The sequence below is a fragment of the Sinorhizobium chiapasense genome (assembly GCF_036488675.1).
GTDB classification, from domain to species: domain Bacteria; phylum Pseudomonadota; class Alphaproteobacteria; order Rhizobiales; family Rhizobiaceae; genus Sinorhizobium; species Sinorhizobium chiapasense.
In genome coordinates this window covers 3,443,308-3,462,472 of sequence record NZ_CP133148.1, presented here as the reverse complement: position 1 = coordinate 3,462,472, position 19,165 = coordinate 3,443,308, and the positions used below count along the sequence as shown (strand labels likewise).

At 61.7% G+C, this 19,165-nt stretch carries 18 protein-coding genes; 15 read left to right on the top strand and 3 right to left on the bottom strand.

Annotated features, from left to right (window positions below; translation table 11 throughout):
• Positions 1–63 precede the first annotated feature (63 nt).
• Positions 64–2,625, bottom strand: a complete 2,562-nt coding sequence (locus RB548_RS16620) for a GcvT family protein (protein WP_331372343.1) — start codon at positions 2,623–2,625, stop codon at positions 64–66.
• An 81-nt stretch (positions 2,626–2,706) separates the two neighbouring features.
• On the opposite strand from RB548_RS16620, the gene RB548_RS16615 reads away from it, so the two are divergent.
• A complete protein-coding gene (locus tag RB548_RS16615) occupies positions 2,707–2,859 on the top strand; it encodes a hypothetical protein (protein WP_331372342.1) in 153 nt (50 codons plus the stop codon).
• A gap of 47 nt (positions 2,860–2,906) precedes the next feature.
• On the opposite strand, the gene RB548_RS16610 is transcribed toward RB548_RS16615, so the two are convergent.
• Positions 2,907–3,425, bottom strand: coding sequence for a prepilin peptidase (locus tag RB548_RS16610; RefSeq protein WP_331372341.1), 519 nt, complete (start codon positions 3,423–3,425; stop codon positions 2,907–2,909).
• A 320-nt stretch (positions 3,426–3,745) separates the two neighbouring features.
• Here RB548_RS16610 and RB548_RS16605 point away from each other — a divergent pair, with 320 nt between their 5' ends.
• The 14 genes from RB548_RS16605 to RB548_RS16540 all read left to right on the top strand — a co-directional run bounded on the left by RB548_RS16605 (position 3,746) and on the right by RB548_RS16540 (position 17,369).
• A complete protein-coding gene (locus tag RB548_RS16605; protein WP_331374997.1) occupies positions 3,746–3,946 on the top strand; it encodes a hypothetical protein in 201 nt (66 codons plus the stop codon).
• Positions 3,947–4,049: 103 nt separating this feature from the next.
• The gene (cpaB, locus tag RB548_RS16600) at positions 4,050–5,060 is read left to right on the top strand and encodes a Flp pilus assembly protein CpaB (protein WP_331372340.1); all 1,011 of its coding nucleotides are present in this window, start codon (positions 4,050–4,052) and stop codon (positions 5,058–5,060) included.
• Between the two features lie 64 nt (positions 5,061–5,124).
• A complete protein-coding gene (locus RB548_RS16595; protein ID WP_331372339.1) occupies positions 5,125–6,615 on the top strand; it encodes a type II and III secretion system protein family protein in 1,491 nt (496 codons plus the stop codon).
• Positions 6,581–6,937: a pilus assembly protein gene (locus RB548_RS16590; protein WP_331372338.1), complete on the top strand. Its 357-nt coding sequence runs from the start codon at positions 6,581–6,583 to the stop codon at positions 6,935–6,937. Before RB548_RS16595 ends, RB548_RS16590 begins: the two co-directional genes overlap by 35 nt.
• Positions 6,938–7,027: 90 nt before the next feature.
• On the top strand, positions 7,028–8,644 hold the full coding sequence (locus RB548_RS16585) for a pilus assembly protein TadG-related protein (protein ID WP_408642378.1): 1,617 nt from the start codon (positions 7,028–7,030) through the stop codon (positions 8,642–8,644).
• Positions 8,641–9,138, top strand: a complete 498-nt coding sequence (locus RB548_RS16580; RefSeq protein WP_331372336.1) for a TadE/TadG family type IV pilus assembly protein — start codon at positions 8,641–8,643, stop codon at positions 9,136–9,138. The genes RB548_RS16585 and RB548_RS16580 overlap by 4 nt, the downstream gene beginning before the upstream one ends.
• A 350-nt stretch (positions 9,139–9,488) precedes the next feature.
• Positions 9,489–10,061, top strand: coding sequence for a TadE/TadG family type IV pilus assembly protein (locus RB548_RS16575; protein WP_331374996.1), 573 nt, complete (start codon positions 9,489–9,491; stop codon positions 10,059–10,061).
• 27 nt (positions 10,062–10,088) lie between these two features.
• On the top strand, positions 10,089–11,231 hold the full coding sequence (locus RB548_RS16570; protein ID WP_331372335.1) for a pilus assembly protein: 1,143 nt from the start codon (positions 10,089–10,091) through the stop codon (positions 11,229–11,231).
• Positions 11,228–11,830 (top strand): L,D-transpeptidase, encoded by a 603-nt coding sequence (locus RB548_RS16565; RefSeq protein ID WP_331372334.1) that lies wholly within the window; start codon positions 11,228–11,230, stop codon positions 11,828–11,830. The genes RB548_RS16570 and RB548_RS16565 overlap by 4 nt, the downstream gene beginning before the upstream one ends.
• Positions 11,831–11,850: 20 nt before the next feature.
• Positions 11,851–13,302, top strand: a complete 1,452-nt coding sequence (locus RB548_RS16560; RefSeq protein ID WP_331372333.1) for a CpaF family protein — start codon at positions 11,851–11,853, stop codon at positions 13,300–13,302.
• Complete coding sequence (locus RB548_RS16555; protein ID WP_331372332.1) at positions 13,299–14,252, top strand: type II secretion system F family protein; 954 nt, start codon at positions 13,299–13,301, stop codon at positions 14,250–14,252. The genes RB548_RS16560 and RB548_RS16555 overlap by 4 nt, the downstream gene beginning before the upstream one ends.
• 7 nt (positions 14,253–14,259) lie before the next feature.
• Entirely contained in the window at positions 14,260–15,207 is a 948-nt protein-coding gene (locus RB548_RS16550; protein WP_331372331.1) for a type II secretion system F family protein, read from the top strand.
• 15 nt (positions 15,208–15,222) lie between these two features.
• Positions 15,223–16,527 carry an ATP-binding protein gene (locus RB548_RS16545; RefSeq protein WP_331372330.1) on the top strand — a complete coding sequence of 435 codons (1,305 nt, stop codon included), beginning with the start codon at positions 15,223–15,225 and terminating at the stop codon, positions 16,525–16,527.
• Between the two features lie 269 nt (positions 16,528–16,796).
• Positions 16,797–17,369 (top strand): hypothetical protein, encoded by a 573-nt coding sequence (locus tag RB548_RS16540; RefSeq protein WP_331372329.1) that lies wholly within the window; start codon positions 16,797–16,799, stop codon positions 17,367–17,369.
• A gap of 184 nt (positions 17,370–17,553) precedes the next feature.
• Here RB548_RS16540 and tnpC read toward each other — a convergent pair whose 3' ends face one another.
• Complete coding sequence (tnpC, locus tag RB548_RS16535; protein WP_331371316.1) at positions 17,554–19,152, bottom strand: IS66 family transposase; 1,599 nt, start codon at positions 19,150–19,152, stop codon at positions 17,554–17,556.
• Positions 19,153–19,165 lie beyond the last annotated feature (13 nt).

Here is a 19,165-nt window from a genome sequence, read left to right as displayed (position 1 = left end):
TTTGAGTAGGCTCGCTTGTCGTCAATTGCGTCGAGATCGGTCCGACGCTGTAAAGCAGGGGACTCAGGTCCGCGGCTTGAGGTTCTCCGGGTCGTAGAGCGGCTTGTAGCCGACGCCCGCGACCTCGACCGGATAGGTCTCGCCGAAATATTCCACCGTGAGCTTACGGCCCACCTGGCAATAGGACCAGGGCAGATAGGCAAGCGCGATGTTCTTGCCGATCGTCGGGCCGTAGGCGATCGAGCTCGTGAACGACCGGCGGCCGAGTTCATCGACGAGCGTCTCGCCGGTCTCTGGATCGATCACCGGCAGGATGCCGACCGGATAGCGGGCGACACCCTTGGAATCGACATTGTCCGTCATAACGAGGGTGCAGAGCATCGCCGGCTGATGCGGGCGGGCGCGATGTTCGAGATGCTTGGCCTTGCCGCGGAAATCGGCCTCCTTGACCTTCGGGCGGGCGAGGTCGGCTTCCAGCAGATTGTATTCGGTGAGGAGATCGGCGTTCTGCAGGCGCAGGCTTTTTTCCATGCGGCGGCTGTTGGCATAGGTTTCGACGCCGAAGGCCATCACGCCGGTTGCCCGCAGTGCGTCCCAGACGGCCAGCGCATCGCCATAGGCCATGTGCAGTTCCCAGCCCTGTTCGCCGACATAGGAGATGCGGAATGCGGTCACGTCCTTGCCGGCGATCCGGATCGGCTTGATCGCGGCGAAGGGGAAGTTTTCCGGCGTCAGGCCCTCGGGGTTCTCGACGACCTTCTGCAGGGCCGTGCGCGCGTTCGGCCCCCAAAGGCCGATCGTCACGTATTTCTCGGTGACGTCGGTGACCGTCACGTTGAAGCCCTTGTCCTCGGCAATCCGGCGCACATAGTGGAAGTCGCGCGGGCCGGCGTCGGCACCGTCGATCACACGGCAGCGGTCGGCCATGCGGATGACGGTCAGGTCGGCACGCACCATGCCCTCGTCATCGAGGAAGTGGGTGTAGATGCCCTTGCCGATATTGGCGTCGCCGCCGATCCTGGCCGCGCAGATCCATTCCATCAGTTCGACGTGATCCGGCCCTTCCACGTCGAACATGTAGAAGTGCGACAGGTTCACCATGCCGCAGTCCTCGCTCATGGCGAGATGCTCGGCATTGGACACGCGCCAGAAATGGCGGTTGTCCCACTCGTTTTCACGCACCGGAACGCGGTCGCCATATTTCTCGAGCAGGTGTTCGTTGGCGGCGTAGCCGTGGGCGCGCTCCCAGCCGCCGAGCTCCATGAAGTAGCCGCCGAGCTCCTTCTCGCGCTCCCAGAAGGGCGAGCGGCGGACGCCGCGGCCAGTGTCATAGGGTTCGCGCGGATGGACAGCCGGATTGTAGATCTTCCGCGCCGCCTCGCCGCAGCGGCCCTCGATGAACTTCTCCTCAAGCATGTGCGGGTAGAAGCGCGAATAATCGATCTTGTTGTGGTCGATCGAGGTGCGTCCGTCGGTCATCCAGTCGGCGACGAGCTTGCCGAAGCCTGGACCGTCCTTGACCCAGATGGCGACGCAGTACCACAGGCCTCTCACCTTCTGGCTTTCGCCGACGGAAGGCCCGCCGTCCGTCGTCACCTGAAGCAGGCCGTTGAAGGAGTGGCTTTCATTGTAGCCGAGTTCAGCGAGGATCGGCGTCAGTTCCATCGCCCGCTCCAGGGGCTCCAGGATCTGTTCCATTTCCAGGTCGCGCTGCGAGGGCGAAAGACGGGCCTCATGCTTTTCGAGAAGCTCGCGCGGATGGCAGAGCCGCGGGTTCGTCTCCTCGTAATAGCCCCACTCGATCTGGCCGCCTTCGGCGGTCTTGGGGTCGCCGGTGTCGCGCATATAGGCGGAGTTGCCCTGATCGCGCAGAAGCGGCCAACCGATCTCCTTGCCGGTTCCCTCGAATTCGTTGTAGGGGCCGAAGAAGGTGAGCGGATGGTCGACCGGCATGACCGGCAGGTCCTCGCCCACCATTTCTGCGATCAGCCGGCCCCAGAGACCGGCGCAGACGATGACGTAATCGGCCTCGATAGTGCCGCGGTGCGTGACGACACCCTTGATGCGGCCGCCCTTGACGATGAGGGACTGCGCTGGCGTATTGGCGAAGGCCTGGAGCTTGCCGGCGGTGACAGCCTGGTCGACGAGCTTGCCGGCGACGGTCTGCGAGCGCGGGATGACGAGGCCGGCGTCCGGATCCCAGAGGCCGCCCTGCACCATGCTTTCCTCGATCAGCGGAAACTTCTCCTTGATCTCCGCCGGTTCGATCAGGCGCGCGCGTGTGCCGAAGGCCTTGCCCGATGCCACCTTGCGCTTGATCTCGTCCATGCGGCCGTCGTCGCCGACGCGCGCGACCTCGAGGCCGCCGATGCGGGCGTAATGGCCCATCTTCTCGTAGAAATCGACCGAGTACAGCGTCGTCCAACAGGACAGGAAATCGTGGCTGGTCGCGTAGCAGAAGTCGGAGGCATGCGCCGTCGAGCCGATGTCGGTCGGGATGCCGGATTTGTCGATGCCGACGATATCATCCCATCCACGCTCGATCAGGTGTTGCGCGATCGACGCGCCAACGATGCCCCCGAGCCCAATGATTACGACCTTCGCCTTTTGCGGAAACTCTGCCATGAGTGCGACCCTAGTTAGTTTGGAAGCCGGATATTAGGGCTTGCAGCGCCACGACTACAGCCTGTCTACGACATAATCATCATGCTGCACGACCAGATCGATGCCGGCCGCGGACCGGCGCAGCATGAATATCAGGGCGGGCATGTCACTGATATCGTGAGAAAAACGCCGAAGAGAAGCGAAATGATTTCCGACTCACAGGAGAAATCCAGCGACCTTCGCGTGCGCCTTTAATACGCGACGTTTGCTGTGGCGCAGTTAGCGCAGGGGCGGGCGCACCGTCAGACCTTGTAGCGCAGGGTAAGCGCGGCGATGGTGGCGAAGACCATGATCACGCCGTAGGGGATCTTGCGTGTCGCGCGGATTTCCTCGACGCGCATGAAAAAGGACAAATGCGCCAGTTGCAGCGGCATCGGCAATTTCAACGCCAGCATCGTGAAAATACCGCCGATCAGAAGGAAGACCGCGAAGGGCAGCATGCCGTTCCAGCCGACGAAGAGGCCGATCGGCAGGAAGAGCTTGGCGTCGCCGGCGCCAAAGAGCCGGAAGAGCCAGAGAGCAAAGCCCAGCGCAAAGAGCAGGAGGCCGGCTCCGACATCGCCGCCGATCCCGGTGAAGGAAAAGAGCGCCGCGCCGATATCGTCGGTCGTCATTAGCGCCACTGCGGCGTTGACGGCATAAAGGCCGACGAGAGCGAGAACGGCGGCATTCGGGATCTTCCAACTGCGGAAGTCGCTCCAGGCGGCATAGAGGAAAAGTAATACTGATAGAACAGTAAAAATGTTGACTGTTTGTATCATGTTTCGCTTTTCTCCTTCGTTGTTGCCTGATGTCACCAATAAAAGCGATTGCCTCACAGTTTTTCTAAGTCTTTCGGGCTAGAAAAACATCAAGAAATATTTCGGTGTGTCGCATTGCGGCAGACGTGTTGTGAAATATTCCAACCGTTTGCCAGTTTCGATTTTAACCATAAAATAGAGATGCCGAAAGCGGTTACATTTCAGCAGTTGACGATATAATAATTAAGGGATTATTAATCATGATAGTCGGAGAGGTGGTCTCGATGACGGGCGGGCCGGGGGAAATGCGGTACGCCAAATATTTTGGAGGTAATTTCTCGATGAAAGCTTTTGTGTCTAAAGTATCCGCTTTCGCGCGGGAGGAAGAGGGCGTGGCCCTGACTGAATATCTTATTCTTCTGGGGCTTCTGGTCGGCGGTGTTGTCGGTGTGGTGATAACGGCGGGCAACAATATGGAAGCTGCATGGACTACGTGGGGCACATTTTGGAATCAGACTAAATACGTCGCTCCGACCCCGTAAAGATCGAGCAATATCCGAGAGAGAGGGGTTTTTGTTAACCCCTCACTTCTAAATTAGTCGTTATCGAAAAAAATGCGTTTCGATTGAGTATGGAGTATCGGAGATGCGTTACTCTACAATTCTAAGTCTTACTATTGCCATCTTACTTGCCGGCGTCGCGGTGTTTGCGACGCGCACCTATCTCACCGATCAGCAAGCGCGGCTGGCAGCCAGCAGTCCAAAACTCCAGGAAAAGACTTTGGTCGTCGCCGCCAAGCCCATGCGCTTCGGGGACCGTGTACGGCCGGAAAATCTCAAAGCCATCCCTTGGCCTTCCGAGCAGCGGCCCGAAGGCTCCTTTCAGACAATCGAAACCGTCGTCGGCAATGACGACGCACCGCGCTATGCCATGGAGGCGATCGATCCCGGCGAGCCGGTGCTTGCCTCAAAGATCACCGGCGCCGGTGAGCGGGCCACTTTGTCTGCGGCACTCGATCAGGGCATGAAGGCCGTCTCTATTCGGGTCAATGACGTACTCGGCGTTGCCGGTTTCGTCAGGCCGTCCGATCGCGTTGACGTGCTTCTGACCCGGGTCGTGCGCAATCAGCAAAACAACAGCGAACAGACCTATGTCGACGTGCTGCTCCAGGGGGTGAAGGTACTGGCGGTGGACCAGACCGCGGACGAGCGCAAGGACGAACCTTCCGTCGTCAAGACGGTGACCTTCGAGGTGACGACCGACGAGGCCCAGCGTCTGACGCTCGGTGCCACGATCGGCACGCTGTCGCTCACGCTTCGCAACATCGCTTCCGCCTCCGTTGAACAGACAAGGCCGATCACGGTTGCCGATCTCGGCGGCGGTCTGATGTCGGCCGAGCTCGGCAAGGACATCGCCGAGAAGAAGGACGATGGTCGCTTCGAGGTAATCGAGCGGCTGGTGCGAAAGGTCGGCGACGAACTCGGCAACAGGCTGAACACGGTCGAAAACCGGATGAATGCGCCTGTGCGTGAAAAACAGGTGCAAATCGTCGAGCGCAAGGTTGAGCCCGTCTTGCCGGTGGAGCCGAAGTGGGCGACCGTGGGCGTCTGGAACACGACCAAACGTGAGGAGCACCGGGTGGGCCTGATCCAGTGACATTAATTGCGGCCCTCCGTTAGGGGCGGCGGGCCGGACTGCGAGGAGAGGGGCTGAGGCAGGAATGTTGAGGGGAAGCATGAAGGGGGCGGCGAGAGCCAGGTCCCTCGCGGCACTGGTCGCGGCAATTTCGGCCTTTGGCCTTCTGGGACCCGGTTCGGCCGGGCAGGCGGATGCCCAGGAAAAATTCATCAACCTCGGCGGATCCGTGCAGCAGGTGACGCTGCCGCCGAACGACACGATGACGATCAGGACCGCCAAGCCGTTCGGCGATCTGGTCATCGGCAGTGCCGAACTGATCGACGTCGTGCCGCTCTCCGACCGGTCGCTCTTCATCCGCGGCAAGCAGATCGGCGCCACCAATATTTCCGTCTATGACGACGACAAAAACCTTCTCGGCGTCATCGATATCCGCGTCGCCAGTGATTTCAGCGAAGCTGCGGCGGCCATTCGTTCCGCCGCACCCTCCGCGCAAGTCCGGGTGTTCAACTCCAACGACCGCATTCGCCTGACCGGTACCGTGCGTGACGCCGTCGAGCTGCAGCGCGTGCTGGAGATCGCCCAGTCCTACTCCGCACAGCCGGTGCTGAACCAGTTGCGGGTGGCCGATTCCCAGCAGGTCATGCTGGAGGTCCGGGTGATCGAGGCCTCGCGTCAGACCGGCCGCGACCTCGGCATCGGCTGGTCCGGCCAGGGCCGGAACGGCATCGGCAAGGCGACGACCAGCCAGGGTATTGCTGTCAACGACGACGGCCAGCTCGTCCGCACGCTGGAAGATGCCGCGGGTGCGGCGACGGGCATGCAGCCGTTCGGACAGCTGATCGCCAAGGTGCTGGAGATTGCGGGCGGCCAGATCGACGTCGTCATCAATGCGCTGGAGCAGAAGGGACTGGTGCGCCGGCTGGCGCAGCCGAACCTGATCGCCATGAGCGGCGAGACCGCGAGCTTCCACGCCGGCGGCGAGGTGCCGATCCAGACGACGGTGGCCAACGGCGCCACGGTCGCGACCGAAACCGATTACCGGCCCTTCGGCGTCAGGCTCACCTTCACGCCGGTGGTGCTCGACAACGGGCTCATCAGTCTCAGGATCGAGCCGGAAGTCTCGGAGCTCGATACCTCGATCAACGTCAACGGCAATCCCGGCTTCATCTCGCGCGCGGCGAAGACCACGGTGGCGCTGCGCGACGGCCAGAGCTTCGCCATGGCCGGGTTGCTGCAGTCGATCAATGCCAAGGACGTTCAACAATTGCCGTGGGTGTCGCAGGTTCCGGTGATCGGCGCGCTGTTCCGCTCGACGAGCTTCCTGAAAAGGGAGTCCGATCTCGTCATCATCGTCACGCCGCACATCGTGCGGCCATCCGCACCCGGCGAGGACCTCTACAGCCCGCTCGACCAGACGCGTTCGTCGAACGACTGGGAGCTGTTCGTGCTCGGCATCCTGGAGGTGGACAAGGACATGCTCAGGCGCTTCCGCAATGGCGAAGGCGTGAAGGGGCCGTACGGTCACCGTCTCGATCTCGATGTGGGAGGCCAACTTGCCGTTGCGAAAAAATAAAGGCGCAGTGCTGGTCATCGCCGCCGCGAGCCTCGTCTCCGGCTGCGCCGACTACCTGAACCACAGGGATTCAATCACCTTTGGGCTCGGAAACGCGGTGGAGGCCAACAAGGGCATCCACATCCAGGAGCCTTTCCCGCGGGTGGCGCAGAACACGCGCATTCACAGTGACGGCAAGGTGATCAACCGGGTCATCCGCAACTATCAAGGCGGAGGGCAGGGCGGTGCCGCGCCGGCGCCCACGGCCGTGATCCTGCCGGCGGCCACGATGCCGGCCGGGACGGGCGGCGGTAACGGCGGCGGCAACGGCGGGGGATACTGACTGTGGCCGCTAGAAAGAGTGAACGGCGGGGGCGCCGGAAGGGAATGTAACAGAAGAGCACGGCGGCCGCACCGCCGCGATCCGAGGGGCATGCCAATGTTGCATAAGGCTATCAAGAGCTTCTGGGACGACCGTCGTGGCTACGTCATTGCGTTGACGCTGATTTCCATGCCGCTCCTGCTCGGCTTCTCGCTGCTCGTCATCGATGTCGGGCGCAGCGGCAATCTTCACACCGACCTCCAGAACGCCGTCGACGCCATGGCGCTCGCCGGCGCCCGCGAACTCGACGGCCGAGACAACGCCATCCCGCGGGCCCAGGCAGCAATCGAGAAACTCGCCAACAGCGCGGCCTTTGGCGGCGGAGGGACCGGCTGGTCACTCGGTTCGAACATCACAGTCGCCTACGACGCCGAAAGCGATGCGACAAGCACAGTGACGGTCAGGTTCCTGACCGAAATCCCGAACAGCGACGACAGCCCCATCGATCTTTCGAAGGTGACGACCGATTCCAATTTGGCGTCCTATGCCTGGGTCGTCGCCAAGGACCAGGCGATGACGACGATCTTCCCGCTGCCGGTCGGCTTCAATCGCGACACGATCAACGTTTCGGCCGAGGCGGTGGCCGTGTACCGGGCGAGCGCCTGCGACGTGACGCCGATCTTCATCTGCAACCCATACGAGCCTGCGGGCAACACCAGCGAGACCGCAGCCGAGGAGGCCGCGGAAGCGCTGCACGACAATTTTGCGGCGGGCAATCTCTATGGGCGGCAGATCGAGCTGCACAGCACCTCGTCGTCCAATCCCGGGCCTGGCAATTTCGGCTTCCTCAGGACGCCCTTAGGCAACGGGGCGTCGGAGCTCGCGGAAGCTCTCGCCACCGGAAACCCGGGCACGTGCTACACGCAGGATAATTTGGATACGGAAACGGGCGCGAAAGCAGGCCCGGTCGAGGACGGCGTCAATACGCGCTTCGGCTTTTACTCCTCGTCGTTCAACAAGGTGAACGGTAACTACCGCTATCGCCCCGCCCAGAACGTACGCTCCGCCCAGGCACAATCGGGCAAGGGTAGCGGCAGCAAGTCTTGCGACGGCTATTCGCCGGTCATGGTCGGGGACGTTGTCGGCGATCCCAGCATGGCCGTGCCCTTGGGCTATGGGGCTACGATGAACGCCATCGGCGGCGGCAAGATCAGCAGCAGTAACAATTGGCAGTATGGCACATACTGGAACGTCGCGCAGGGAACAGCGGCGCCCTCGGTGAGCACGATCCTCGACAACTATTCGAGCTATCCGGTGCAGGGCGGTGCGGGGCCGACCCAGCCTTCCGCCTACGACGTCTATCGTTACGAACTGGCGAACCCGGCACTCATCAGCCATGCTTCCGCGAACGGCGAGACCGGCGCCCCCACAATAAGCAACCAGTGCTATTCGGGTCCGGACCTAGCGGATTACACAGACCCTGCATACGGTGACCGGCGCGAGATTTTTTCGGCTATCGTCAATTGCGGTTACGAGGCGTCCGTCGGCCACCTGAACGGTCACAAAGCCACCAGGGCCGTGGCCTTCGCCCGCATGTTCCTGACCAAGCCGGCGATAAAGGAAAGCGACGAGCGCTATCTTTCGCTGGAAATGATCGACATTACCGGGAGGGGCGGGCGTGGCACGCTCGACGAGTTCCTCCGGGAAGAAGCGGAGTTGGTCCGATGATGGCGCTCCGAAACTTCATCCGCCTTCGGCTCTGTCCGAGCTTCCTCGCGAAGGAGGAGGGCGCGGTGCTTGCCGAGGCGCTGGTGGCGGTACCGTTCGTCACGCTCTTTGCCGCGGGCATCCTGGAATTCGGCAATATTTTCTGGGAGCGGATGCAGATCGACGCGGGCCTCCGCGATGCCGGGCGCTATCTGTCGCGCTGTCGGAATACCGCAACCTTCAATTCCGATTGCAGCGTGGAAACCGCAAAGCGTATCGCCCTCTATGGGACACAAAGTCTTGATGCGACGACGCTGCGCGTGCCCGGTTGGGGACCCAGCCTTGCCGATATTACCGTGCCCGTCGATGCTGACGGCAATGTCGTGATCGATATAGACGGTAACTTCACCGTTTCCACGACGCATCAGTACGAAGCCTCGCCGCTGTTCGGCTGGCTCGGCATCGACGCAATCACCATCAGCGCCTCGCATGAAGAGAGGTATATCGGATGGTAACCAATCGGATAGGTCAACGGCAATGGATTCTGACCGACCTGATGGGGCAGGGCGCTCCGCTGGCCAGGCGCGCTGTGCAAGGCGATGCTTGCGTGCTCACCCTCCCCTCATTCCTGTGCTTGTCACAGGAATCCAGCAGCGCCGAGTCGGCGGCGCAGAAGAATCAACGCCGGCGACGCGGCGGTGTTCGTTTCGATGTCGAGCCTGAGGAAGTTATTCACGGTGCAGACGCACCGTGGCTGGATCCCTGTGACAAGCACAGGGATGAGGGCGGTGCGGCTTGCGCGACGACGCCCAGTGGATCGGCCTTTCCCACCCGGAAGACAGGGTTCCGCCAGGACGAAAGCGGCATCGCCCTTTCGGAGGCGCTGATCACCTTTCCCATCGTGCTTCTGGTCTTCGCGGCCTTCGTCGAGTTCGGCTATGCCATGTCGCAATGGAACCAGACGGTGAAGGCGCTGCAATATGGCGCGAGACTGGCTGCCGTCTCCAACCCGTTGACCTCAGATTTCGACGAGGTCTTTCCGGTGGAAGCAGAGAATCCGTTGAACAACGGCACGGGGACGCCCAACAATCCCGCGATCTCCTCCACTTGCGGGCCCGCTCTTGCGAATTGCAGCGCCGAATTGACGCGGATCGTCACGGGTAGCGACGGCGATTGCGCGGTCGGCGACCCGCGCCCCGGCATCTGCGATCTCAACTGGCGCATTACCCCCGACAAGCTGGTCGTGACCTATCAACGCTCCGGCCTCGGCTATTGGGGCCGGCCTACTGGTCCGGTGCTGACGATGCGCCTCGAAGTCCGCAACATCACCTTCGACCTGCCCATCCTAGGCGGCCTGCTCGGGCTCGATGACATCGTCGTTCCCGCCCATCCGGTGACGATTACGACCGAAGACCTGAAGACGTGCTCAACCTGCTGAACCCTTGATAGTGCGTGGGAAAGCGAGATGACAGCTCATATGAACTTCGCAGCATCCACCAAGATCCTTGTCCTCTCCGACGACGCGGCGGCTGCGAGCTTCATGCTCGACACGTTCGGCTCGCTGTCGCGCTATGAAGTGCGCCATATGGCACTAAAGGCGCTGGGTGATGCGGCGCGGTTCGATCCGACGCAGTTCAATCTGATCGTACTCGATGTCGACAACGGCGAAATGCTGAACCGGCCGGAGCTTTTTGCCTTCCGCGGCCGCCACCGCGATATTCCGCTCGTCGTCGTCTCTGAAGACCTGGCGGACGAGATGCTGCGGCAGCTCTTCCGGCTGAACGGCAACGATTGGCTGAAGAAGCCGCTGGAGCGCCGCTCGCTGATCGACATGATCTCGACGCATGCGCCCGGAAGCGGGGCGTCCGACAGCCGGGTTCACGCGGTCGTTTCCGCCGTCGGCGGCGCGGGCGCCAGCGTCATTTCTTCGTCGCTCGCTCATGCGCTTGCCCAGCCCACGAAAAACGCGGCGCCGCGGGTCGATCTGTTCGACATGGATTTCTCCTCAGGGTCGCTCGGCTACTATCTCAACCTTGTCAGCGACTACGACCTGAAGCCCGTCATCACCAATCCGTCGCGCGTCGATCTCGAATTCATCGATCTCGTGCGCAAGCGTCACTCGGGCGGCTTTTCGCTGCTGTCGTTCAAGCAGCCGTCGGTGCTTCTCGCGGCCAAGGGCGCCGAACTGGTGCTGCGCATGCTGGACGTCGCGGCTTTCGAGAGCGATCACACCGTCATCGACATGCCGCATTACGAAACACCGTGGAAAACCGATGTGCTTTCGTCGGTCAACAGCGTCTACATCGTCACCGAAATGACGATCCCGGCGCTCCACCAGGCCAAGGATCTCTTTCTCAACCTTGTGCGGCTGCGCGGCAATGCGGATTCGATCTTTGTCGTCATCAACAAATACCGCACCAAGCTCTTCAGTCTTGGCGTGCGCCGGCAGCAAGTGGACAAGGTCTTCAAGGACACGCGTGCCCACATCGTCGCCTATGACTGGGACACGCTGAGCGAAGCGCTGAACCGCGGCGTGTTGCCCTTCGAGGTGAACGCGCGCTCCGGCTTCTGCAAGGCCGTCAGCAAGCTCGGAGCGCTTGTGAGATGATCGTACGCATCCGGGTGAGCGGCGAGCAAACGCCAGACCAGCGCACCGCCGGAGCGCTTGTATGCGCGACGTTCGCCGCCGCCGCGCTCGCTCTTGCGGTTTCCCCGGTCGCGGCTCTGGCGACCGGCCTGGTGCCACGAAGCCTGGGGCCGGCCACGGGCGTCGTGGTGACCGCGGAGCAGAAATACCCGGCCGGCACGGTCGTCATCGTCAACGACAACCGGACGCTTGATCTCGTCGTCTCTGGCAACCGGGCGATCCGCTACAGGATCGGCGTCGGCCGCGACGGTTTCCGCTGGAGGGGCGTCGTGAAGGTCGGCCGAAAGGCCGAATGGCCCGACTGGCGGCCGCCGGCCGAGATGAAGGCGCGTGTGCCGGGGCTTCCCGAACTCGTGCCGGCCGGGCCGCTCAATCCGATGGGCGCGCGCGGGATCTATCTCTACCGGGGAAAGGCCGACACGCTCTATCGCATCCACGGGACGAACGACCAGTCGACGGTCGGCGATTTTGCGTCCTCCGGATGCTTCCGCATGAGCAATGCCGACGTCATCGATCTCTACGGCCGGGTGAAAGTCGGAACCACGGTGATCGTGAAATAGTCCAACGGAGTGAAAGGCTGATGGCAACCGGGTTCATGGGACGTTTCTACAAGCAGCCTCAGCCGGGGGAGCGCGAAGAACCGAAAAGCCTCGAAGTTCTTCCCGCCGGACCGGTCGCAAACACGGCCGCGCCGACGCCCGCCGCTGCGGTGGCTGCCGTGGCCGAAGATGCGTCGCTCGGCCGGGACATGGTCGCCGAACGGGTCAACCTGCACCGCTATCTGCTCGACAGGATCAACCTCGGTATTCTCGACACACTCGACAACGAAGAAATCGCGACCGAGATCAGGCCGCTCGTCAAGGACTATATCCGGCGCAACAATTTCCCGCTGAATGCCGTGGAAATCAACGACCTGATCCGCGACATCACCGACGAGATGCTCGGCCTCGGGCCGATAGAGCCGCTGCTCGCCGACGAGACCATCGCCGACATCCTGATCAACGGCCACAAGAGCGTCTATGTGGAGCGTCGGGGCAGGCTCGAGAGCACCGCGGTCCGCTTCAAGGACGAGGATCACCTGCTCCGGGTGATCAACAAGATCGTCTCGGCCGTCGGCCGCCGTGTCGATGAATCGACGCCGATGGTCGATGCCCGGCTCAAGGATGGATCCCGCGTCAACGTGGCGATCCGGCCCATCTCCGTCGACGGCCCGCTTGTTTCGATCCGCAAGTTCACCCGCAAGCCGCTGACGCTGGAGCGCCTTGTCGAAAACGGGGCGATGGCGAACGCCATGCGCATCCTCCTGAGTGCCGCGGTCAAGGGCAAGGTGTCGATGATCATTTCGGGCGGCACCGGCTCGGGCAAGACGACGCTGCTCAATGCGCTTTCGTCGCAGATTTCGCCGGCAGAGCGCCTGATCACCATCGAGGACGCGGCCGAGCTGCAGCTCCAGCAGCCGCATGTTGGCCGGATGGAAACCCGGCCGCCGACGCTCGACGGCCGCAACGAGGTCCGCCAGCGCGAGCTCCTGAAAAACGCGCTTCGCATGCGGCCCGACCGCATCATCGTCGGTGAGGTGCGCGGCGAGGAGGCATTCGACATGCTGCAGGCGATGAACACCGGCCACGAAGGGTCGATGACGACCATCCATGCCAACACCCCGCGTGATGCGGTCGGTCGACTGGAACAGATGGTCGGCATGGCCGGCATGCCGATGTCCCAGCTCAGCATCCGTTCGCAGATCGCCTCCGCCATCACGCTCATCGTTCAGGTGCAGCGTCTGAGCGACGGCAGCCGCAGGATTGTCTCGGTTTCCGAGATCACCGGCATGGAGGGCGACGTCGTCCAGATGCAGGAGATCATGCGCTTCAAGAAGACGGGCACGGGAGAGGACGGCCGCATCCAAGGCGAGTTCCGCGCGACGGGCCTGCGCCCGCGCTTCATCGAGGAATTCGCCGAACTCGGGATCGCCGTGCCGGCAGCGATCTTCGAGCCCGGCAGAGCATTGCAAACGGGACCTGCCCAATCATGACGCTCATCCTGCTTTACGCCGCCGTGTTCATCGCGGCGCTGATTTCCGCCGAAGCCCTGCTGCGCGGCTATTTCCGGACGTCCGAACGCCACAGGGCGGTGAACCGTCGCTTGAGCCTGCTCGATGGGAGCGAGGATCACGGCAAGGCCTATCGCGACATGCTGAAAGAGCGCGGTGCCGGCGAGGACTGGCGATCGCTTCCACTGATGCAGCGGCTGAGGCAGTTCTACACCCAGTCTGGCATCAAGTTCGATGCGAAGCGATTTGTGCTCTATGCGATCGCCGGCGCGCTCCTCGGCTGGCTCGTCGTCCAGTTCCTCGTGCCGAGCAACCTGATCCGGGTTCCCGTTTTTCTCGCGGTTTGCTTCCTTATTCCCGTGCTTGTCGTCTGGCGTGCACGCGCGAGCCGCATGCGCAAATTTACGGAAAAGCTTCCCGAAGCACTCGATGTGGCCAATCGAAGCCTTGCGGCCGGGCACCCGCTGCCGGCGGCGATCGCGCTCGTCGCGCGCGAAATGCCCGATCCGATCGGCAGCGAGTTCGGCCTTCTGTCGGACGAGCTGACCTATGGCGTGACACTCGACGACGCGCTCGTCAATCTTTCCGACCGCGTGGGTGTCGAGGACCTGAACCTCCTGGCGATTTCGCTCAGCGTACAGGCGGGGACCGGCGGCAATCTCGTCGAAATACTGCAGAACCTTTCGAAAACGCTGCGCGACCGGTCGATGCTGAAGGCCAAGGTCAAGGCGATCTCGTCCGAAGGGCGCATCACCGCGATCTTCATGTCGCTTTATCCGTTCCTTCTCTACGCGATGATCAAGGCGCTCTCGCCGACCTATTTCGATCCTGTCTGGGACAGCGGCTACGGGTCGATCGTCGTCACCGTGCTGCTTGTCATCATGGCGATCGGCAATGTCATTCTCTACAAGATGGTCAACTTCGAGTACTGAGGCCGCGATGTCGAGCGAGTACGGGATTTACCTCATCGTCTTCTTCTCGGTGCTGATCTTTTCCGGCGCAGCGTCCGAACTGGTCTTCCGGCGGCGCGAGGTCGGCGTCCGGCTGTCGGAAACGAGCGCGAAGGCGGGTAGTGAGGAATTCCATCTGGGAGATGCCGCAATCGCAGATCTCGGCGAGGCGGAAAATCGCCTGATCCGCCGCTATTTCGAGATCACCCGACGCGACACGAACGCGAACTCCACCCAGAACCGGCTGATCCGCGCCGGCTATTTCAGTGCCAGCGCGGTGACGGTATTTCAGGTCATCCGCGCCGCCGTATGCATGGGCATCGTGGCGGCAACGGTCTGGGCTCTCGGCCGCTTCCTTCCCGAATTGTCGCAGCTCGCGATCCTGGTGATGGCGATGTTTGCGGCCGGCATCGCCTTTGTCCTGGTCAATATCTATATCGACCGGCGCGGCGATGCGAAGGAGCGGGAATATCGCCGCCTGTTTCCCGATTTCATGGACATGCTGATCGTCTGCCTCGATGCGGGCATGAGTCTGGAAGCGGCGGCCAACCGCGTCGCCCGGGAATTCGTCGACAAGCGCAAGGATTTCGGCCTGCATCTTTCGATCATGATGCTGGAAGTGCGAGGCGGACGCCGGCTGCGCGAGGCCTTGGCCAACCTTGCCGCGCGCTTGCGGATCGACGAGGCGCGCGCGCTTTCCGTCCTCTTCCGCCAGTCGGAGGAACTGGGAACCAGCGTGACCCAGACGCTGCGCGTCTACAGCAAGGAAATGCGCGACCTGCGCGTCGTGCGGGCCGAGGAGAAGGCCAATGCCCTGCCGATCAAGATGCTGCTGCCGCTCGGCGCCTTCCTGTTTCCGGTGAGCCTCATCATCGTGCTCGTGCCAATCGTCCTTCGTGTCGTCAGTCTTCTCTCCGGCCTCAAGCCCGGCGGTTAAAACAGCGAGGTCTCCATGCACTATTCGCCCGACGAAGGCCGCGAAGACTTCGCGCTGACGCTCGATCCCCGAATGCCGCTGGCGCCCGCTGGTGCGAAGGAAACCGGTCTCGAACCGTCCTTCATGCTGCGCCTGGCAGCAAAATGCGCGGCCGAGCAGGATACCGTCACCCCGTCGCATCTCGCTGGCCGGATGAAATTGCCGAAAGCGGTGGTCAATCAGCTCGTCAAGGAACTGGTCAAGCTTGCCTTCCTCGAGGCGAGGGGGCTCGCCGGAGAAGACGTCAAGTCCGACATCCGCTACGCGCTTTCGACGAAGGGGCTCGAATACGCGCAGGCGGCGTTGCGGCAATCGCAATATGTCGGGCCGGCGCCGGTGTCGCTCGATGCCTTCTGCCGGCAGCTCGAATTGCAATCGATCCACCACGAGCGGGTGACCCAGGACCGGTTGATCGAAAGTCTCGAGGGGCTGGTGCTGTCACCGTCACTCGTCGAGAAGCTCGGTCCGGCGATGAATTCGGGCCAGTCCATCCTGCTCTACGGACCGCCGGGCAATGGCAAGACCAGCATTGCCGAACGCTCCGCGCGGCTGTTTGTCCAGACGATCTGGGTGCCCTACGCGGTCGAGGTCGGCGGCTATGTGATCAGCTTCTACGACGAGGCCGTGCACCAGCCGGTCGGAGAGGCGTCGGGAAATCCGTATCCCAAGGCCGACCAGCGATGGGTCGAATGCCGGCGACCGGTGATCAAGACCGGCGGCGAACTGACGCTGGACCTCCTTGACCTCGCCTTCAGCGACGGCTCGAACGTCTATGAGGCCCCGCTGCACCTGAAGGCCTCGGGAGGCGTGTTCATCATCGACGATTTCGGTCGGCAGCAGGTGGTGCCGCAAGCGTTGATCAATCGCTGGATCGTGCCGCTTGAGCGTGGATACGACTTTCTCACGCTGCATACGGGCAAGAAGTTCAAGGTTCCGTTCGACGAGCTTGTGGTTTTCTCGACCAATATCGCGCCAAAGGATCTCTCCGACGAGGCGGGGCTGCGGCGCCTCAAGTACAAGATATTTGTGAATAACCCGTCGCGGGACGAATATATCCGGATCTTCGGCTCTTATGCGCGCCAAGTCGCGGTAGACATAAAGGCCAGTGATTTGCACCTGTTCTATGAGCGTAAGTACAGCGGTGTATCGCTGGCGTCCTGTTACCACCCGAAGTACCTGCTGGATTTCATCAGGTCGTATTGCGAGTTCAACGCGATGCCGAAGGTGGCTTCGCTGGAGATGCTGGAGCGGGCGTGGGAGGGTGTGTTCACGCTGGACTAGAGCATCCCGCTTTCAAGTGGAATCACCGAAAGCGGTAAGATGCTCTAGAATCAAAGTGCTAGAGCGTCCTTTGTGCGTTCACTTGAACGCACGGCGCTCTAGAGCATCCTGCTTTCAAAGTGGAATCACTGAAAGCAGAGTTCTGGAGCGTCCCTTGCGTGTTGATTTGAACACGGGGCGCTCTAGGGTTGCGTACCTTATTAAGGAATGCCTGAAATACTGATGCCAGAGAAATCGGGGATTGACCTGCTTGGGGCGGAGTAGCGCGGATGACCAGTATTCCGGATGTCGATGTCGAGTCTGACGGCGCGAGGCAACGCGGCGAGCGACCGGCGAAAGAGCCAAGCCGTTCGAGAGGGGCCTCCCTGATTGCGATGGCCCTGTTGCTGCTGCCGCTGAATGCCGGCATTCTCCTCTACACGGCGAAGAATGCGGCCGACGTGCGCGAAAGCCGCGAGACGCTTGCCGCGCTCAAGCGCTCGATCGACGGCCTGAAAGAACTGGTCGACAAGCAGGGCCGGCACATCGCCAGAAGTGCCAAGGGCGAGGACGTGGCAATCGTTCGCCAGCGCTTGGAAAGCCTGCGCAAACAGGTCGCCGATTTCGATGTCGGCATGCGTTCCGGTCTGGTCGCCTCCGGCGGAAGCCTGATCATGAGCGCGCCCGGAAAGGGCGTGACACAACGGTTGGAGCCATCAGGGACCACGGTCTCCGTCGGACTTGAGGCCGCGGATGACAGCCTCGCCTTGGCCGATGCCGAAGGCGTATCCGTCGCGGACTTGCCGCATTACGAGCGCTCAGTCTCGCCCGAGGGTAAGCTAATTCTGCGAAAGGTGCGGTAAATCCTCGGATTTTCGCGAGGAGGTGGCTTCTACGAAGATCGCGTCGAAGCCTTCTACAGCGCCGCGCGTCCTATCAGACGCGCAAAGGCCGCTGTAGCGCTTTGAATTACTGCATGTCTTTGTCCTTAAATCGAGGTCGATCTAAGGAGACATGCAGAAGATCGTAAGCGGTGACGTGAGGCCGTTACTTCTTGAAGTTCCAGGGCATCAGAGCGTCGAGATCGCTTGATGGCCAACCTGCGGCGATACGCTCAAGCGTCTGCGTCAGCCAGGCCAGCGGATCAACTTCGTTCATCTTGGCGGACTGGATGAGCGTAGAGAGTGTGGCCCAAGTCCTTCCGCCCCCTGCATTTCCGGCAAATAGGCTGTTCTTCCGAACAATTGCCTGGGGTCTGATTGCACGCTCAACAATGTTGGAGTCTATTTCGATGCGCCCGTCATGGAGGAACTGTTCGAAGGCTTCCCGTCGATGAAGGGCATAGCGAATGGCTTCGGCGAGCTTTGATTTTCCAGAGATGCGGGGCAGCGTGTCCTGCCAGAGTTTGTAGAGATCGGCAACGACTGCAGCGGAGGCCTCCTGGCGGGCGGCTGCGCGAACATCGGGGCTTTGTCCGCGCACCTTTTCCTCAATCGACCAAAGTGCGCCCATCTTTTCGATTGTCGCCGTTGCCACCTTGGAACTGTCGTTCGCGTGCAGTTCGTAAAACCGACGGCGACCATGCGCCCAGCATCCTGCCAATAGAGCGCCGTCGTTTCCGCGGTCGGGGCGGGCAACACGGTTATAGGCAGTGTATCCGTCGATTTGCAGGATACCGCGATAGCCTTCGAGATGCCGCGCGACACAATCGCCGGATCGACTGTCTTCAAAACGATAGGCCACCATCGGCGGACCACTGCCGCCGAACGGTCGATCGTCCCGCGCGTACGCCCATAAATACGCTGTCTTTGCCGACCCCGATCCGGGAACAAGTGTCGGTAATGTCGTCTCGTCGGCGAATATTCGTTCACCTCGTTTGATCTGGCTGAAGGTGTAGTCCGCGAGGATCTCGAGTTCGAACCCGAGCTTACCCATCCACCGCGCCATGATACCGCGCTCGACCTCGACATGGTCGCGCAGGAAGATCGCCTCCTGTCGATAGAGCGGCAACCCGTCGCCATATTTGGAGACCGCGATATAGGCGAGCAGCGCTTCCGTCGGAATGCCGCTTTCGACGATATGCGCCGGGGCTGAGGCCTGGATGACGCCGTCTTCGTTCTTGAAGGCATACTTCGGGCGATGGGTGACGATCACCCGGAACTTCGGCGGAATGACATCAAGCCGCTCGGAGGTATCTTCCCCGATCAGGACCTTCTGTTTGCCAGCGTGTTCGGGCAGTTCGTCCGGCTCGATGACTACATGGACCCGCTCCAGGTGCGGCGGGAAGCCCTTGCGCGGGCGCGGCGCACGCTTTGCAGCGCCTGGATTGCGGCCCTTGGAAACCAGCGCCTCAATCGCGGCAATGCCAATGTCGATTTCTTCGAAGACAAACGCGCCCTGTTCGTCCAGGTCTGCCTCGATGGACTTGCCCTGCTTTTCCGAACGGCGGCCATACCTGTATCGATTGAAAGCTTTGAGGATCAGCTTCAACTTGGCGATCTGTTCGTCCGCGTCCGTATTGCGGGCCTTCAGATCAGCGACTTCGTCTTCCAGAACATCGGCGCGCGCAGCCTTTGCTGCCATCGCCATGACCATGGCTTTCAGCGCATCAACGTCATCAGGAAGCTCGAGATCGGCTGGTTTCATGCCCTTATGTAGA